Source organism: Streptomyces sp. NPDC093795 (genome assembly GCF_044764665.1).
GTDB lineage: Bacteria > Actinomycetota > Actinomycetes > Streptomycetales > Streptomycetaceae > Streptomyces.
In genome coordinates, this window is the sequence record NZ_JBIWIO010000005.1 from 1 (window position 1) to 17,150 (window position 17,150).

Genomic DNA, 17,150 nt, shown 5'->3' on the forward strand with positions numbered 1-17,150 from the left:
TTCTCCTCGCCGGTGATGAGGCCGTCGACGGCGGAGAACTGTCCGGTGACGCCGATCGCGGCCCGGACCGCCTGGGGGTGGGTCGTGAGGTCGTGTCCGGCGACCTGGGCCTGGCCGCCGTCGGCGGTGACGAGGGTGGACAGGATCTTCACGGCGGTGGTCTTGCCGGCGCCGTTCGGACCGAGCAGGGCGAAGACCGTCCCGGCCGGGATCCGCAGATCGATGCCGTCGAGCACGGTCTTGTCGCCGTAGGACTTGCGCAGCCCGAGGGTGGAGATGGCGGCCGGGGACGGGCGACCGTCCACAGAAGTGGTCATGGGCATGACAGAAGAAGGCATGGGGCCCTCCATTCGAAGGATGAAGGCTGACGGGCTGAGGAAGGGGCGGCTGAGGAAGGGGCGGGCGGGGCGGGGCGAGGGCCCCGCCGCTCAGGACTTGGCGCGGCGCACGTCGATGTTGCCCCAGCGGGTACGGGCACGGATCTTGACGGACTCCTCGGTCTCCGCCGGGGTCTCGGACGCGGCGAGCGTGTTGCGCACCTGCCCCCGGTCGGAGCTGACGTCGAGCCAGGCGACGGTGCCCTCGCGGATGCCGACCTCGATGGAGCCGTTGGAGGTCTCCAACTGGACGCTGCCACGGACGACTTCGGCCACGCGCAGGTGGCCGTTGGTCGTGGTGCCGGCGACCGACGCCTCGGCGCGCGTGATGTCGACGCCACCGTTGACGCCGTTCACCCGCAGCTCACCGGTGACGGTTCCGACGGTCGTGGTGCCGTGCGCGTTCTTCAGGACGGCGGGTCCGGTGACGGTGCCGACGCGCACGTTGCCGGTGCTGCTGGTGATCTCGGCCCTGCCCTCGACCCGGTCGACGATGCTCGTTCCGTGCGACGCGGTCAGGTTCAGCGGGCCGGTGGTGTCGAGGCGGACGTCGCCGGCCGAGGTCTTGACGCGGACCTCGCCGAGCCGGCCCTCGGCGAGGACGTTGGCCCCGGTGCCGGTGATGTCGATGCGCGAGCCCGTGGGCAGTTCCACCGTCACGTCGACGGTTCCGCCGCGGCCGAGCAGATTGGCCTTGGGCGTCCTGACGGTCAGTACGCCGCTCGCGTACGTGACCTCGGTCTGCTCGGCCGTCCGCACGTCCAGGTCCTTCTGCGGGGCGCGCGGCCGCACCTCGACGACGGTGTCGAGGCGGTCGCCCGCGGTGAACTGGATGGAACCGGCGTACACGAACGCGGAGACGGAGATCGGTGCGGGAGTGTCGTAAGAAGGCATGGCTGTCCCGTCCTCTTGGGTCTTCAGGGCGTCCCCGCTGGTGGGACGTGGTGTGAGGTGAAGTGGCGCGGGCGGGGTGCGGCTAGCGCACCCACCCCGTGATGCTCTGGCCGATGGTCTGGGTCCGCTCGGGCGTACGCGGCCGGCCGCCGCCGTCGACCGCGGCCGACACGGCGCGCACCAGCCACGCGTTGACCGACAGGCCCTCGCGGGCCGCGGCGTCCTCGGCGCGGGCCTTGAGGTGGGCCGGCAGACGCAGGTTGACGCGGGCGATGCCGCCCTCGTCGCCCTCGGCGGGAGCCGCGGCCGGGAGCGGTTCGGCGGGCGTGGTCGGCTCCGCGTGCCCACCGGCGCCGGCGGGCGGCGGGGTCACCACGAAGTCGGGGTCGAGCCCCCGCAGCCGTACGTCGACCGAACCGGGGGCGAGTTCGCGGGTGATCTCGTCCGTCGCGGCGGAGAGCACGTTGAGCATGGTCAACCGGGCCGCCGACTCCAGGGGAGCGGTGAGCCGCTCGGCCAGCTCGCGCGCTTCGTCACCGCCGGCTTCGGCGGCCACCGCGAGTTCGCGGCGGAGGGTGTCGACATACGGGGTGAGATCCATGACGCCATCATGGCACCGCAATGGCGCCACACGCAAGCCCTGATGGTGCCGAACGGATTACAAACTCCGCCAGGACGGCTCTGACCTGCGAAAACGCCCCTCTGGGGCCAGCGTGGCACCGGTTGGCGCCAGTCGGTGCCACCCCGTGACACACGGCCCTGCGGCATCCGCGCCCCGCCACGGCGACGGCGTTAAGAAAGCGACAGGAATTACGCCGCCGGGCAGCTGGTTCCAGAGGGCCCGAGCGAGACGACGAGGCCGGCCGCGTACGCACGGTCGAGAGCCGGCGCCCCTCCGGTCGCGGCGGGTGCCGCTCCGGGCGCCGTACGAGCGCGGGGCATCGGAAGGCGACTGGCCGCGCCGGTCGCCGCCATCGGACCGTTCCGGCACCCCCGCCCCCTCCTCGGTACAAGAGCGCAGGTGAGACGGCCCGTTGACGGTCCCCGGCGGCCGGCTGGCCGCTCTCGGCGCGGCGGTCCGGCGGCACCGCCGGGTGCCACGGAACGGAAGTCCCTCGCCCGTCCCCCGGCGCCGCGGAACCCTCCCGCTCCACCCGCGTCAGCCCTCCCGGCCTGCCCCCGGGCTCCTCCCCGAGCCGCCGAGCGGGCCCCGCCGGCCGCTTCCGCGACGGCTACGGGGTGCCGCCGGGAGGTCCCATACTCGGTGATCGCACAGCCGCGAGAGCGGTGACCGACAGGCATGTGCGCAGGAGCAAGGAAAGTCGATGGGAGACATGAAGGACGCGAACGGCCCGGCCGCCGTGCCCGAGGCGGCGCCCGACACGGCGCCCCACGTGGTCCCCGAGGTGGTGGACAGCCCCGCGCTGCGGCCGCAGCCGACCGGACGGCTGGCGCAGTGGATGCTGCGCCACCAGGTGCAGCCCGTGGGCCCGGCGGCCGGCGCGGGGCACACCGAGCCGCACGCCTGGTGGAAGGTGATGTGCCTGACCGGGGTCGACTACTTCTCCAGCCTCGCGTACGTGCCGGCCATCGCCGCGCTCGCGGCGGGCGCGGTCTCCCCGCTGGCGACGTTGCTGATCGTGGCGCTGACCCTGCTCGGGATGCTGCCGATGTACCGCCGGGTGGCCAAGGAGAGTCCGCACGGTGCCGGGTCGGTGGCGATGCTGGAGGACCTGCTGCCGTTCTGGTGGGGCAAGCTGTTCGTCCTGGTCCTGCTCGGATTCGTCGCCACGTCGTGGATCATCACCATCACCCTGTCGACCGCGGACGCCTCCGTCCACGTGGTGGAGAACCCGTTCTTCCCCGAAGCCCTGCACGGCCACGAGGTGGCCCTCACCGTGGCGCTGCTGCTCGTCCTCGGAGGCGTGTTCCTGCTCGGCTTCAGCGAGGCCGTCAGCGTCGCCATCCCACTGGTGGCGGTCTTCCTGGCACTGAACGCGGTCGTCATCGCCGTCGGCCTCGTCCATGTCTTCACCACGCCCGGCGCGTTCGCGGCCTGGACGGACGCGCTCGTCGGAGGCGGAGCCGGCTTCGGTGACCTGATGGCGCCGGCGCTCCTGGCGTTCCCGCTGCTCGTACTCGGCCTGTCGGGGTTCGAGACGGGCGTCAGCATGATGCCCCTGGTGGCGGCCGACGGCGCCGACGAGGAGCGGCGGCTGCGCTCGCGTATCCGTAACACCCGCAGGCTGCTGACCACCGCCGCGCTCATCATGAGCGTCTACCTGCTCGCTTCCAGCTTCGTCACCACCGTCCTCATCCCGGCCGACGAGTTCGAGCCGGGCGGTGCGGCCAACGGCCGCGCACTGGCGTGGCTGGCCCACGAGCACGTCGGGGAGGCGTTCGGCACCGTCTACGACATCAGCACGATCCTCATCCTGTGGTTCGCCGGCGCGTCCGCCATGGCGGGGCTGATCAACATCGTCCCCCGCTATCTGCCCGACTACGGGATGGCCCCCGAATGGGGGCGCGCGGTGCGGCCCGTGGTGCTCGTCTACACGGCCCTGTGCATCCTCATCACCATCGCCTTCGACGCGGACGTCGACGCCCAGGCGGGGGCGTACGCCACCGGGATCCTGGCCATGATGGTCTCCGGCGCCTTCGCCGTGACCATCTCCGTCGCACGCGCCGGGCGCCGGATCGTCGCCACCGGGTTCGCGCTGCTCACCCTGGTGCTGCTCTACGCGCTGGTCTACAACATCGTCGACAAGCCCGACGGCATCACCATCTCCGGCTTCTTCATCGCCGGGATCATCGTCGTGTCCCTGATCTCCCGGGTGTCACGGACCACGGAACTGCGCGCCGACCGCATCGTCTTCGACGAGGCCGCCCGCCGGTTCATTGCCGACACCCTGGCCCACGACCAGGCCATCAACATCATCGCCAACCGCCGCCAGGCCGGCGACGGGGCGGAGTACCGCGACAAGGAGCGCGAGCAGCGCGGCACCAACCCGGTCCCCGGGCCGGCGGACGTGCTGTTCCTGGAGGTCGACGTGGTCGACCCCTCCGACTTCAGCGAGGTCCTCGCCGTACACGGGGTCGAGGTCGACGGGTACCGGATCCTGCGCGCCGCGGCCCCCGCCGCGCCGAACGCCATCGCCGCGATCCTTCTCGCCCTGCGCGACACCACCGGTGTCCAGCCGCACTGTTACTTCGCCTGGGCCGAGGGCAGCCCTCTGAAGCACATGTTCCGCTACTTCCTCCTGGGGCGCGGCGACACCGCCCCCGTCACCCGCGAGATCATCCGCAGACACGAGCCGGACCCCGACCGCCGCCCCGGCATCCACGTCGGCGGCTGACCGGGCCCGCCACCCTCGCTCCGCTCGCCCTCGGCGGGGGCCCGAACGAGTTCTCCCTCCGAAAGCGCCCACTCCGGCATGATCAGCCCACTACCGTACGGACATGCCGCGCTGCCTGCCGCGGCCACACGAGGAGGAATCCTGTGTCGTCGCCCTGTGACCCCACGTACGCTCCCGCCGGTGATGTCGGCGCGGCGCTCATGATGATCGACTCCCAGCTCAAGGCCGTCTACGACGGCAGGACCGAGGCCGATCCCGAGCAGCGGAAGCTGGTCGAGCAGATCACCACGTCCCTGGGCCCCTCGGGAGCCGACGACGTCCTGGACGGCGCGTGCACGATCATCTTCATGTTCATGAAGTGGCTGCGGATGGCGTACGAGGACCACGACAGGGACGTCATCGAGTACGTGGTGCCCAACCTCGTCGCCTCGATGCGCATGATGCCCAGGAGCATCCGCCCCGAGACCATCCCCACCATGGCGGGCCTGGTCATCGCGGCGGGCACCGGCCTGAGCCCCAGCCTGTGGCGCCGGCAGTACGGAGACTGGACCAGCGAGGAGATGAACCCCCTGGAGGCCACGGCCTTCCTCCTCGCGGAGCACATCAACCGGCTGACCGAGGACCGCGAGTTCGCCACCCGCCTGATCACGGAAGCGCTGACCCGGGCGGAGGAGATCTGATCACCGGAATCGCTCTCGTCCCCATGACCGACGACCACGCGTCGGCCGTCATGGCGATCTACCAACAGGGCATCGACGAGGGAAACGCCACGTTCGAGACGGCCGCGCCGTCGTGGAGCACCTTCGACGCCGCCAAGTTGGCGGCGCACCGGCTCGTGGCGCTCGACCCTCGAGGGCAGGTCGTCGGCTGGACGGCGGTGTCCCGCGTCTCGGCTCGCCCCGCCTACGCGGGGGTCGTCGAGCACTCCGTGTACGTCTGCCCCACGGCACGCGGGGCCGGCGTGGGACGCACGCTCCTGGAGGCCCTGGTCGTCTCCACCGAGAAGGCCGGGATCTGGACGATCCAGGCGGGCCTCTTCCCCGAGAACACGGCGAGCCTCGCCCTCCACGAGTCCGTCGGGTTCCGCGTACTGGGCCGTCGGGAACGGGTGGCCCGCCACCACGGCGTCTGGCGCGACGTCCTGCTCGCGGAACGCCGTAGCCCGGTGGTCGAATGACGAATGCCGGCCACCTGGGTGAGCGGCCCGCGCTCCCTCTCGCGACCCCGGCCATGATCCGCCGGACACGCCCTAGTACCAAGGGCGGGCGTCATGCGTGGGCAGCGGGCGCAGCTTCGGCCAGCGTTCGAGCAGGCGGCCGGCCAGAGCGGAGCTGAGGCGGCCGAGGGCGTGCAGGTGGTCGTGGTCTCGGGTCATGTCGGCGACCACGTCCAGGCGGTGGACGAGCCGCTCACGGGCGGAGACGTAGCCCCACTCGAAGTCCTCGGCGGGTACCCGGGCGAGCTGGTCGACCGTCCCCCGGTGGGCCCGCTCGACGAGCGCGTCGCCCTGGATCAGCCACCCCGCGCACGCGTCGGCGAGGTCACCCGGCACGTCCTTCCCGGTGAGGCCGCGCCAAGTGGTCCGGTAGACGTCCTCCACCTCCGTGAGCGGGGCCGCGGTGACCGACATGGCACACCAGCAGGTGGGAAAGCCGATGCGGAAGTAGGCGAGTTCGATCAGGCCGTTGCCGAGCGAGGCCCGCTCGAAGTCGACGAAGCGGACGCCGTCGGCGGTGCGCAGATCATTGCCGGGGCAGGGGTCTCCATGCAGCAGCGCATGGTACGGGGTGGGGTCCAGCCGCTCCAGGAGACCGGCGAGTTCATGGGGAACCGTGGACGGTACGGCCACGTCGAGCGCCCTGGCCAGGGCGAGGAAGGACTCCGCGTCGGCGGCCGTGGGCCCCGACCAGACCGGTAGTGCGCCCGCGTCGGCGGGCCCGGCCAGGGCGTGCAACCGGGCGAGCGACTCGGCGTACCCCGGCATCCAGTCGTCCGTCCTGCCGAGGTCGTCCAGGTGCTCGAGGACCATCACCCGCGAGGGCAGGTCCGTGGCGAGCACCGAGGGGGCCACGGCGGGCCCGGAGGCCCGCCCCGCCAGGCGCAGCCCGGCGACCTCCCGCGCGAAGCGCGTGTTCGCGTCGGCGCCCGCGTCCCCGACGTCGGTGATCTGCTTGACGATCACCAGCCGCCGGTCGGCCAACCGCACCCGCCACACCCTCGACCGCGGACTGCTGTCCAGGAGTTCGGTCTGCTCGGGAGTGCCCACGGTGGAGAGCAGCGCCTCATTGAAAGGAACACGGTTCAGCATGCCGACGAGCGTAGCCGCAGCTTCGCACGCGCGAGCGAACGCCCTGACCTCGTCAAAGCCCCTGTTGCTGTCGGAACGGTGAGTTGTCGTCACCTCGCGGAAGGGCCCGCTCCCCGAGTTCCTGAAGAGGGTCCCGGCGTATCGAGAACCAGGCCCGGGTTCCTCGCTGTTCGCGGCGCAGCAGCCCTGCCGTGGTGAGGATCTCGTCAGCGGCGGCCCGTACGAGAAGGACCTGCGCCGTCTTCAGATGACGGCTCACCGCGGGCTGGGCCACCGCGACGCTCGGGGCGAAGACGCTCCAGCCGCGATACTCCGGGCGGCGACGCCCGGCCCACGCCGCTCCCGGCGGCCTCGCCGACAGCACAGCCGCGGTCGGCCGCCCCCGTCACTCCCTCATCGGCTCCCCCCGGCGAGCAGGCCCGAGCCCTCCGCCAGGGCGGCCTCGATGCGCTGCCACGCGGCGACATCCCGCCGCACGGCCGGCAGTTCCCTGCCTCGCCCCCCGCCCCATCCGGCCGCTGTCTTGACCGGGTCCTCGCCCCACGCGGCGCCCGCCGCGAGTGCGGCGGCTCCCACGGCGACCAGCTCCTCGCCGTCCGGCATCACTACGGGGCGCCCGGAGAGTCTGCGTACGGTCTCGATCCACGCGGCCCCCTTCGCCCCGCCCCCGATCAGCCGCAGTGGCCGCTCGCGCACGTCGGGCGCGTGCGGGTCGAGCCCCGTGGCCGCGTAGATCTCGTCCAGGACCCTCAGCAGCGTGAACACCGCCCCCTCGTACGCGGCACCGAGGATCTGACGGGATGTGGTCGCATGCCGAAGGCCGGTGAGCAGACCTGCGGCGCGAGGCAGATCGGGGGAGCGCTCACCGTCGAGGTACGGGAGCACGACCACGTGCTCTCCGGGCTGTACGTCCTCCCGGTCGAGGCCGAGGAGGCTCGCGACCTTGTCGACCGCCTGGGTGCAGTTGAGTGTGCAGCCGAGCGGCAGATAGGTCCCGTCGGCAGCCGCGAAGCCGGCGAGTCCGGCCGCCGACGGCCGGGCGCGGGTGGCGGTGAAGACGGTGCCGGACGTGCCCAGGCTGACCACGGGGTGGTCGAGCAGCCCCGCGCCACCGAGGCCGAGTCCGACGGCCGCCGCCATGTTGTCGCCGGTTCCGGCGGCGACGGGGATGCCCGGGCGAAGGCCCAGGAAGGCGGCGGCCGCGCTGGTCAGTGACCCCACGCGTTCGGCGCCGCTCGTGGCGACCGTGGGCAGCAGCGCGGGGTCGAGCCCGACCAGGTCGAGGAGCGTGAGGTCGTACGAGCCGGTACGGGTGTCGTACCAGCAGGTGCCCGAGGCGTCACCCGGGTCGGTGGCCGCCACCCCGGAGAGGCGCTCCGTGAGGAAGTCGTGGGGCAGGCGCACCGCTGCCGCCCGCTCGGCCGTGGCCGGCTCGTGCTCGCGCAGCCACTGCCATTTGGTGGCGGTCATGGAGGCGACGGGCACCGATCCCGTACGTTCCAGCCAGGCGTCGGCACCGCCCAGGGAAGCGGTCAGTGCCTCGGCCTGGGGCGCGGACCGCGTGTCGTTCCAGAGCATGGCCGGGCGCAGGGGGCGGCCCGCCGCGTCGAGTACGACGAGGCCGTGCTGCTGCCCGGCGACCGCGATGCCGCGCACCGCCGCCGGGGAGACGCCGGAGGCGTCGAGCGCCGCACCGAGGGAGGTGCGCAAGGCTGCCCACCAGCCCTCCGGGTCCGACTCGCGTGCGCCTCCCTCGCCCGTGACGGTGTGGGCGGCGCGGCCGACGGCGAGGATCCGGCCGCTCTCGGCGTCGATGACGACGGTCTTGGTGGACTGCGTGGAGCTGTCCACTCCGATGACAGCAGGTGATGTCAGCACGACGCACCTCATACCTGAAGAGACCTGAAGAGACCTGAAGAGCCTGTTTTGCAATGCGGGTGAACAAATTACACCTGCGACCATCCCCGCACGTCAAGGGCCTGGCAGTGGACTACTCAAGAAGCTGCGACAGAGTCGAGGGGGTTGCCCGACGCACCCCCATCCTCTATTAGTTTTGATGCACAACAAATCAGCGACGCCCGCATCGTCCCAAGGGAGCGCCACCATGCCCAAGCCCTACTCCCCCACCCCCGAGGACCGTTTCACCTTCGGTCTGTGGACCGTCGGCTGGCAGGGCCGCGACCCCTTCGGCGACGCCACCCGCCCCGCCCTCGACCCGGTCGAGTCGGTCGAGCGGCTCGCCGAGCTCGGGGCGTACGGCGTGACGTTCCACGACGACGACCTCATCCCGTTCGGCGCCGCCGAGGCCGAGCGCGACGCGATCGTCAAGCGCTTCCGGGCGGCCCTGGACCGCACCGGCCTCAAGGTCCCGATGGCGACCACGAACCTCTTCACCCACCCCGTCTTCAAGGACGGCGGCTTCACCGCCAACGACCGCGACGTGCGCCGCTACGCGCTCCGCAAGACGCTCCGCAACATCGACCTCGCCGTCGAGCTCGGCGCCACCACCTACGTCGCCTGGGGCGGACGGGAAGGCGCCGAGTCCGGCGCCGCCAAGGACGTCCAGGTGGCGCTCGACCGGATGAAGGAGGCCTTCGACCTGCTCGGCCAGTACGTCACGGAACAGGGCTACGACCTGCGCTTCGCCATCGAACCCAAGCCCAACGAGCCGCGCGGCGACATCCTGCTGCCCACGATCGGCCACGCGCTCGCCTTCATCGAGCGTCTGGAGCGCCCCGAGCTCGTCGGCGTGAACCCGGAGACGGGGCACGAGCAGATGGCCGGCCTGAACTTCCCGCACGGCATCGCGCAGGCCCTGTGGGCGGGCAAGCTGTTCCACATCGACCTCAACGGCCAGTCCGGCATCAAGTACGACCAGGACTTCCGCTTCGGCGCCGGCGACCTGCGGCAGGCCTTCTGGCTCGTGGACCTGCTGGAGACGGCCGGATACGAGGGTCCGCGCCACTTCGACTTCAAGCCGGTGCGTACGGACGGCTTCGACGGCGTCTGGGAGTCCGCGAAGAACTGCATGCGCAACTACCTGATCCTCAAGGAGCGCGCGGCCGCCTTCCGCGCCGACGCCGAGGTCCAGGAGGCCCTCGCCGCCTCACGCCTGCCCGAGCTGGCCGTGCCCACCGCCGCCGACGGGCTCGCCGGGCTGCTCGCCGACGCGACCGCGTTCGAGAGCTTCGACGTGGACGCCGCGGCGGGCCGCTCGATGGCGTTCGAGCGGCTCGACCAGCTCGCCCTGGAGCACCTGCTCGGCGTGCGCTGACCAGCAGGGACAATCTGAACGGCGGCCGGTCGGCACTTCCCGGCCGGCCGCCGCGAACCGTCCGGCCAGCATCAGGGAGATCCCACGTGTCGTCGAGCGCCGACAAGCCGGCCCGTATCCCGAGGAACCCCATGGACCAGGTGTCGGTGCGACGTGCCAACCTCGCCCTGGTCCTGGCCGAGGTCCGTTCCTCGGGACCGGCCTCCCGTGCGGCAGTGGCCAGGGGCACCGGGCTGACCCGGGCCACGGTCTCCAGCCTCGTCGCCGAACTGCTCGCGTGCAGGCTCGTCCGGGAGACGGAGTACCAGCTGAGCGGCTCGGCCGGGCGCCCGGGCCTGCAACTGGAGCTCGACGGTCGTACGGTGGCGGCCCTGGGCCTGGAGATCAACTCCCGCTACCTCGCCGGCTGCCTGATCGACATGGCGGGGCGGACGGTCCAGGAGCGCCGCCTCGTCCTCGACGCCACGGCTCAGGACGCGGACGAGACGATCCGCGCGCTCGCCTCACTCGCCGTGGAGCTGCTCGGACACGCCGCACGATCAGGCGTCCACGTGGCCGGCATCGGGGTGGCCGCACCGGGCCCCGTGGCAGCGGCGACGGGACGCGTCTACTCCGCGCCCAACCTCCACTGGGAGGACATCCCGGTCGCCGAGCGGCTGCGGACCGTGGCAGCCCTGCCCGACAGCATGAGCATCGTCGTCGACAACGAGGCCAACCTGGCGGCGCTCGCCGAGTGGGAACACGCCCACCCCGGCGTGGCGGACCTCATGTACGTCACCGGAGAAGCGGGCCTCGGAGCGGGCATCGTCGCCGGCGGGCAGCTGCTGCGCGGCGCCTCCGGCTTCAGCGGCGAGCTGGGCCACGTACAGGTGGACCCGGACGGCGCTCGATGCGCCTGCGGCCGTACGGGCTGCCTGGAAACGAAGGTCGCGCTCCCCGCGGCTCTCCGGACCGCCGCGCCCGACCTGGTCGAGCCGGCCGGGGAACGAGGCGGGACGGCATGGGGCCCCCAGGAGCAGACCGCGGAACTGGCGCGCCGGGCCGCCGCGGGCGAACCCCGGACGCTGGCCGGCCTGGACGAGATCGGCCGCTGGCTCGGGACGGGGCTCTCGATCCCGGTGAACCTCCTCAACCCGGAAGTGGTCGTCCTCGGCGGCTACTTCGCCTCGGTCGCCCCCTACCTCCTGCCCGCGACGATGAGGGAGCTGCGGGCGCGCGTGGTCGCCGGTGACGCGGCGCTCTGCCGCATCACCGGCTCCGTGTACGGCTTCGGCGCCGCGGTCCGGGGCGCGGCGGGCGTCATCGTGGAAGAGGTCTTCACCGATCCGGCCCGGGTGGGCCGCTGACACGCGCCCCCGAGGCCGCGCGGCACGGCGGTCCGCCGCGGCGGACCGAGGCGATCAGCCCGTTGACGCGTGCCGAAAGCCGCGCCGTTGACGCGTCCGGAAGCCGCGCTTAACGTCACCGTCGGCATCTCGAACCGATGTCGAAATACCGAACGAGCCACATGATGTCGGGGAGCCCACCGTGCGCATCACGGGAATCACCACACACGTCGTCGGCACGCCCTGGCGGAACCTCACCTACGTGCGGGTGCACACCGACGAGGGAATCACCGGCGTCGGCGAGACCCGGATGCTGGGACACACCGACGCCCTCGTCGGGTACTTGAACGAGGCCGAGGTCAACCACGTCCTGGGTTCCGACCCGTTCGCCGTCGAGGATCTCGTACGCCGCATGAAGTACGGCGACTTCGGCCGGGCCGGCGAGATCGTGATGTCCGGCATCGCCGTCATCGAGATGGCGTGCTGGGACATCAAGGGCAAAGCCCTGGGGGTGCCGGTCTGGCAGCTCCTCGGCGGCAAGGTCACCGACCGGGTCAAGGCGTACGCGAACGGCTGGTACACCACCGAGCGGACGCCGGAGGCGTACCACGAGGCCGCTCGCGGCGTCATGGAGCGCGGTTACAGGGCCCTGAAGATCGACCCTTTCGGGACCGGCCACTTCGAGCTCGATCACGCGCAGTCGATGTACGCGGTCTCCCTCATCGAGGCCGTGCGGGACGCGATCGGCCCCGACGCGGAGCTGATGCTGGAGATGCACGGCCGCTTCTCGCCCGCCACCGCGATCCGCCTCGCCCGCGACCTGGCGCCGTTCAAGCCCGCGTGGCTGGAGGAACCGGTGCCGCCGGAGAACCTCAAGGCCCTCACGAAGGTCGCCGCGAAGGTCGACATCCCGGTCGCCACCGGCGAACGCATCCACGACCGCATCGAGTTCCGGGAGCTCTTCGAGAGCCAGGCCGCCGACATCCTCCAGCCCGATGTGGGCCACATCGGCGGCATCTGGGAGACCCGGAAGCTCGCCGCCACCGCCGAGACGCACTACATGCTCGTCGCACCGCACAACGTCGGCGGTCCGGTCCTGACGGCCGCCTCGCTCCAGGTCGGGTTCACCACCCCGAACTTCAAGGTCCTTGAGCACTTCAACGACTTCGCGGACGCCGAGATCAAGAAGGTCGTCAAGGGCGCGCCGGAGGTCGTCGACGGCTACTTCGAGCTGTCCCACGCGCCCGGCCTGGGCGTCGAACTCGACGTGGACGCGGCCGCCGAGTTCCCCCAGCAGAAGGCTCGCTTCGACCTGTGGGCCGAGGGCTGGGAGCAGAGGAAGCCCGCGTGAGCCGCGCCGTCGTCGTCACCGCCCCGGGACGCCACACGCTCCTCCTGCGCGACATGCCCGAACCCGGCCCTGGCGAGGCACGCGTGCGCGTCGCCGCCGCGGGGATCTGCATGAGCGACCGCGAGGTGCACGACGGACACCGCGCGCCCGGCTACGTCCGGTACCCGGTGACTCCCGGGCACGAGTGGGCCGGGACCGTGGAGGCGGTCGGGGCCGGAGTCGATCCCGGGCTCGTGGGGCGCCCCTGTGTGGCCGAGGGCTTCCGCAACTGCGGGACCTGCGCCCGCTGCCGCGAGGGCGCCACGAACCTGTGCGGGGCGGGCTACGAGGAGACGGGTTTCACCGAGGCCGGGGCCTTCGCGGACCACGTGATCGTCCCCGCCCGCCTGCTCCACCTGCTCGCCGACCACGCCGATCTCCGGGCGGCCGCCCTGATCGAACCCGCCGCTGTGGTGGCGGCCGCGGTACGGGCGGGCAGGCCCCGCCCCACCGAACGCGTCGCCGTCGTCGGTGCCGGAACCCTCGGACTCCTGGCCGTCCAGTGGCTGGCCGCCCACTCCCCCGCCGAACTGGCCGTGATCGACCCGCGAACCGCACGGGCGGAACTGGCCGTCGGCCACGGCGCGACACGCACGGCCGGCCCTGGGGAGGCGATGGCCTCGGGCGGCCGGTACGACCTCGTCGTCGAGACCGCGGGCGCGCCTTCGACCGCCGCGTCGTCCTGCCTGCTGGCCCGCCGCGGCGGGCGGGTCGTGCTCACCGGCATGTTCGGCCCGGGCGCCGTGGGCATCGACCCCGTGCACCTGTCCATGAGCCAGCTGGAGATCCGCAGCGTGTTCGGGGCCTCGTCCGCGGACTGGCAGGCGGCCGTCACCGCCTTCCAGCAGGGCATCCTCACCCCGGGCACGCTCGTCACGCACGAGTTCCCGCTGGAGGGCTACGCCGAGGCAGTCGAACTGGTCGGCTCCGGCGACCCGACGGTGGGCAAGGTCCTGCTCCGCCCCGAACTCTGACCGCACACTCCGACCGCACGCAGAAGAAGCCGGCCCGGCGCGGGGCGGGCCCGGCGCGGGGCGGGCCCGGCGCGGGGCAGGCCTGACGCGGGGCAGGCCTGACGCGGGGCAGGCCTGACGCGGGGCCGCCCCGCTACGAAGCCGGCCTGACGCGAGGGCCAGCCATCCTCCGTACTCCTGACGAACCCGACCGAAGGACGACATCCCGTGACCGCTCAGCCGTCGCCGTCCCGCCGCCCCGGAGCTTCCGCGCTCGCGGCGATCGGCCACCCCGTTCCGCCGCTCGACGACGCCGACGCCTCGCCCCATGCCTTCCCCGACGGCGGCACCTGGCGCACCGAGATCCCCTCCGTCGAGGGGCCCGAGTCGCTGGCCGCCGTCCTCAAGGAGGCCGGTCGCCTGGACGTGCCCGTCCACCGGGTGAGCCAGGGCAGCGGCATCTGGATGCTCACCGACTCCGAGATCACCGAGATGGTCGGCGCCTGTGCCGAGCACAAGATGGAGTTGTGCCTGTTCACCGGACCGCGCGGCACCTGGGACATCGGTGGCTCCACCCGTACCCCGTCCGGCGGCGCAGGTCTCCGGGCGCGCGGCCATGACGCCGTGGCGGGCAGCGTCGAGGACGCCCTGCGCGCCGCCGAACTCGGTGTCCGCTGCCTGCTCGTCGCGGACGAGGGCGTGCTGTGGACGCTCCACCGGATGCGTACCCGGGGCCTGCTCCCCGCCGACACCACGCTCAAGGTCTCGGCGCTCATCGGCCCCGTCAACCCGGCGGCGTACGCCGTGTACGAACAGCTCGGCGGCGACTCGCTCAACGTGCCCTCCGACCTGACACCGCACCATCTCACGGAGATCCGCAAGGTCAGCCGTGCCCCGATGGACATGTACGTCGAGGCACCGGACGACCTCGGCGGCTACGTCCGCATGTACGAGATAGCGGAGCTGATCCGCCGCGGCGCGCCGCTCTACCTGAAGTTCGGCCTGAGCGGAGCGGCGGGCATCTACCCGTACGGCGCTCACCTCCGCGACCACGCCCTCGCCACGGCCCGGGAGCGCGTACGCCGCGGCCGCCTCGCTCTCGACCTGCTCGCCCGGCACGGCGCCGACGTCGGCATGTCCCCACTCGGCGCCCGACTCCCGGGCAAACTCCGCCGCTTCCCCACCGAATGCAGCTGAAACGACCGAGGGGCCGTTTCAGATTGCTCTGAAACGGCCCCTCGATCTACGACTCTTTCGAGTCGGGACGACAGGATTTGAACCTGCGACCCCTTGACCCCCAGATGTGCGGGTCGGGGGTATTTTCTGGATATAGCAGACTTATTCCGGGCGCACGCGGTGCGCATGACGGTCGGTCGTGTACCAGCGGGCACACCGTGTGGTCCCCAACTGGTCCCCAAGGGCGGTGCGCTGCGGCCGGCCTTCGCAGGCAAGGGAACGAACTCGCACACAGTCCTCCGGGAGCCGATTCACTCCAAGGGGCTGTCCTGGCCCCATTTGCCGTGCCAAGATCGAGGTCACGTTCAGTGAGCTTCGCTGCACCAGGGGGCGTCGTGGCAGAGAAGGCGGACCCGTTCGAGGCATCGGCCTCGGCGATCGGTTACGTGTACCAGCTGCGCAAGGCGCTGCACCTCTGCGTCGAGCGCTACGGGCGAGGGATCGATTGGTCGGTGGCGATCGAAGCCGGGGACGACATCGAAGAGGTCTCCAAGGGCGGCACCGTCTACTACCAGCTGAAGCACAGGGCGCCGGGAGTCAGCCTGACGGACGCCAGCACGGACTTGTGGAAAACGCTGCGCATCTGGGCACATGCCATCGCCAATCATCAGCTCGATCTGGACGAGACCGATCTGGTCCTCATGACCACGGCCGAACTCCCCAGGGGCTCCGCAGCCAGCTTGTTGCAACCAGGGGCTGTCTGTTCCAGAGACGAATCCGGCGCGCTGGAAGCGCTGACAGCAGCACGGACCGCTTCGACGAACAGGGACCTCAAGAAGGCGTTCGAGGCCTTCGACGCACTTACGGAAGAGCAGCGGCAGCGGATGGTCGGCCGCATCCAGGTGCTGGGCCGCGCGCCCGACGTAGAAACCGTGGGGGGCCTGCTGCTCGAGCGAGCAGCCACGGCAGTCGGCCACACGTACGCGAGCCCGTTTCTGAGCCGGCTCGAAGGGTGGTTCTTCCAGCGAACGATTCGGCAGTTGCGAGCTCGGGACGTTGATGCGATCAGCGGCAACGAGTTCGATCAGGTGTTCACCGACTATCGCAACCAGTTCCGCCCGGAGAACCTCCCGATCGACGAGGACATCGCCGGCCTGGAACCGAACGTTGCCACGTACAGCGACCACGCCTTCGTACGTCAGTTGCACCTGATCGACCTCGGAACTCCCCGGGTCGGGAGAGCGGTCCGGGACTACATGCGAGCCTTCACTCAACGCTCACGGTGGTCGGACGAGAACCTGCTGCTGCCGGGCGAGATCAGCCGTTTCGAGCGCCGGCTCGTCGAGGAGTGGGGGGAACTCTTCGAAGACATGAGGGACGAGTTGGGCGACGAGGCGGCAGAAACCGCCAAGGTGGCTGCGGCGCGGCACATCTACCGGTGGGCGATGACTCAGGCGCAAAGTCGGATCCGTCAGGACTGCGACGAGCCGTTCCTCACGAAGGGGTCCTTCCACATGCTGGCTGACGACTACGAGGTCGGCTGGCACATCGACTTCGTGGCCCGGCTCATGGCCATGCTGGAGCCCACGGAAGCAGGAACGGCGTGAGCGACTTCGTCGACCTCAGCCGTGAGGAGCGGGCTCTGTACAACCCGGCGTTCACGGCACTGCTCGCGGCCAGGACGGTCCAAGGGCACCAGACACAGTACGGGCGGCCGTGCCCCGTCGCTCTCGCCGTGCTCGGAGCAGTGATGGCACTGCAGCCCGCCGTGCGAGAGAAGTTGCCCAGGACCACCAACGCGGGAGTCAGTCGCTGGGTCGAGGAGAACCGGGCCGTGAAGGTGGCCATGTTGCAGAACGCGACCGCACTGGCCGCTGTCGTCCGGCCTGGCCTGCTGCTCGCCCTTCAGACCACGCTGGTGCACTGCACGGATCAGGGACTGCTCCAGTTGCCGACCGGACGGCTGAAGAAGGTGATCACCGGGCCGACCGAAGAGCTCATCGCCATTCAGAAGGCGGCACACATGCTGGGGCGATGGCTGCCCAGCACCGGAAGCATGAGCACCGTGATGACCCTGCTAGGAGTTCGGCCGTGACC

General features: G+C 71.4%; 15 protein-coding genes. 10 read left to right on the plus strand and 5 right to left on the minus strand.

The genetic code is table 11. The annotated features are described in order from the left end of the window. From ACIRB7_RS15110 to ACIRB7_RS15120, 3 genes are all read right to left on the minus strand, one after another. On the minus strand, window positions 1–338 hold a 338-nt coding region (locus ACIRB7_RS15110), incomplete at its 3' end, for an ATP-binding cassette domain-containing protein (protein ID WP_403597726.1). A gap of 90 nt (window positions 339–428) precedes the next feature. Then, entirely contained in the window at window positions 429–1,271 is an 843-nt protein-coding gene (locus ACIRB7_RS15115) for a DUF4097 family beta strand repeat-containing protein (protein WP_403597729.1), read from the minus strand. Window positions 1,272–1,353: 82 nt separating this feature from the next. Continuing rightward, on the minus strand, window positions 1,354–1,872 hold the full coding sequence (locus ACIRB7_RS15120) for a hypothetical protein (protein ID WP_403597732.1): 519 nt from the start codon (window positions 1,870–1,872) through the stop codon (window positions 1,354–1,356). A gap of 733 nt (window positions 1,873–2,605) precedes the next feature. On the opposite strand from ACIRB7_RS15120, the gene ACIRB7_RS15125 reads away from it, so the two are divergent. The 3 genes from ACIRB7_RS15125 to ACIRB7_RS15135 all read left to right on the plus strand — a co-directional run bounded on the left by ACIRB7_RS15125 (window position 2,606) and on the right by ACIRB7_RS15135 (window position 5,804). Then, complete coding sequence (locus ACIRB7_RS15125; RefSeq protein WP_403598801.1) at window positions 2,606–4,627, plus strand: amino acid transporter; 2,022 nt, start codon at window positions 2,606–2,608, stop codon at window positions 4,625–4,627. 143 nt (window positions 4,628–4,770) lie between these two features. Beyond that, window positions 4,771–5,307, plus strand: coding sequence for a hypothetical protein (locus tag ACIRB7_RS15130; RefSeq protein WP_403597735.1), 537 nt, complete (start codon window positions 4,771–4,773; stop codon window positions 5,305–5,307). A 23-nt stretch (window positions 5,308–5,330) separates the two neighbouring features. Beyond that, a complete protein-coding gene (locus ACIRB7_RS15135) occupies window positions 5,331–5,804 on the plus strand; it encodes a GNAT family N-acetyltransferase (RefSeq protein WP_403597738.1) in 474 nt (157 codons plus the stop codon). Between the two features lie 72 nt (window positions 5,805–5,876). Here the strand turns inward: ACIRB7_RS15135 and ACIRB7_RS15140 are convergent, their stop codons facing one another. Both ACIRB7_RS15140 and xylB read right to left on the minus strand, forming a co-directional pair. Continuing rightward, entirely contained in the window at window positions 5,877–6,935 is a 1,059-nt protein-coding gene (locus tag ACIRB7_RS15140) for a phosphotransferase family protein (protein WP_403597741.1), read from the minus strand. 393 nt (window positions 6,936–7,328) lie between these two features. After that, window positions 7,329–8,810 carry a xylulokinase gene (xylB, locus tag ACIRB7_RS15145; protein ID WP_403598803.1) on the minus strand — a complete coding sequence of 494 codons (1,482 nt, stop codon included), beginning with the start codon at window positions 8,808–8,810 and terminating at the stop codon, window positions 7,329–7,331. Between the two features lie 229 nt (window positions 8,811–9,039). On the opposite strand from xylB, the gene xylA reads away from it, so the two are divergent. From xylA to ACIRB7_RS15180, 7 genes are all read left to right on the plus strand, one after another. Continuing rightward, window positions 9,040–10,209, plus strand: a complete 1,170-nt coding sequence (gene xylA, locus ACIRB7_RS15150; protein ID WP_403597743.1) for a xylose isomerase — start codon at window positions 9,040–9,042, stop codon at window positions 10,207–10,209. A gap of 86 nt (window positions 10,210–10,295) precedes the next feature. Continuing rightward, window positions 10,296–11,555, plus strand: coding sequence for an ROK family protein (locus tag ACIRB7_RS15155; RefSeq protein ID WP_403597746.1), 1,260 nt, complete (start codon window positions 10,296–10,298; stop codon window positions 11,553–11,555). 181 nt (window positions 11,556–11,736) lie between these two features. Further along, the gene (locus tag ACIRB7_RS15160) at window positions 11,737–12,885 is read left to right on the plus strand and encodes a mandelate racemase/muconate lactonizing enzyme family protein (RefSeq protein WP_403597749.1); all 1,149 of its coding nucleotides are present in this window, start codon (window positions 11,737–11,739) and stop codon (window positions 12,883–12,885) included. 53 nt (window positions 12,886–12,938) lie between these two features. Continuing rightward, window positions 12,939–13,898 carry a zinc-binding dehydrogenase gene (locus ACIRB7_RS15165; protein WP_403598805.1) on the plus strand — a complete coding sequence of 320 codons (960 nt, stop codon included), beginning with the start codon at window positions 12,939–12,941 and terminating at the stop codon, window positions 13,896–13,898. Between the two features lie 207 nt (window positions 13,899–14,105). Beyond that, window positions 14,106–15,074, plus strand: coding sequence for a hypothetical protein (locus tag ACIRB7_RS15170; RefSeq protein WP_403597751.1), 969 nt, complete (start codon window positions 14,106–14,108; stop codon window positions 15,072–15,074). A 374-nt stretch (window positions 15,075–15,448) separates the two neighbouring features. Continuing rightward, on the plus strand, window positions 15,449–16,660 hold the full coding sequence (locus tag ACIRB7_RS15175) for an ABC-three component system protein (protein WP_403597754.1): 1,212 nt from the start codon (window positions 15,449–15,451) through the stop codon (window positions 16,658–16,660). Then, a complete protein-coding gene (locus tag ACIRB7_RS15180; RefSeq protein ID WP_403597757.1) occupies window positions 16,657–17,148 on the plus strand; it encodes a three component ABC system middle component in 492 nt (163 codons plus the stop codon). The genes ACIRB7_RS15175 and ACIRB7_RS15180 overlap by 4 nt, the downstream gene beginning before the upstream one ends. Window positions 17,149–17,150: the final 2 nt, after the last annotated feature.

Bases quoted from the DNA above. Each gene is read 5' to 3' on its own strand.
- ACIRB7_RS15165 (WP_403598805.1), top strand. From the start codon at position 12,939: ATGCCCGAACCCGGCCCTGGCGAGGCACGCGTGCGCGTCGCCGCCGCG.
- ACIRB7_RS15120 (WP_403597732.1), bottom strand. From the start codon at position 1,872: ATGGATCTCACCCCGTATGTCGACACCCTCCGCCGCGAACTCGCGGTG.
- xylA (WP_403597743.1), top strand. From the start codon at position 9,040: ATGCCCAAGCCCTACTCCCCCACCCCCGAGGACCGTTTCACCTTCGGT.
- ACIRB7_RS15135 (WP_403597738.1), top strand. From the start codon at position 5,331: ATGACCGACGACCACGCGTCGGCCGTCATGGCGATCTACCAACAGGGC.
- ACIRB7_RS15125 (WP_403598801.1), top strand. From the start codon at position 2,606: ATGAAGGACGCGAACGGCCCGGCCGCCGTGCCCGAGGCGGCGCCCGAC.
- ACIRB7_RS15115 (WP_403597729.1), bottom strand. From the start codon at position 1,271: ATGCCTTCTTACGACACTCCCGCACCGATCTCCGTCTCCGCGTTCGTG.
- ACIRB7_RS15140 (WP_403597741.1), bottom strand. From the start codon at position 6,935: ATGCTGAACCGTGTTCCTTTCAATGAGGCGCTGCTCTCCACCGTGGGC.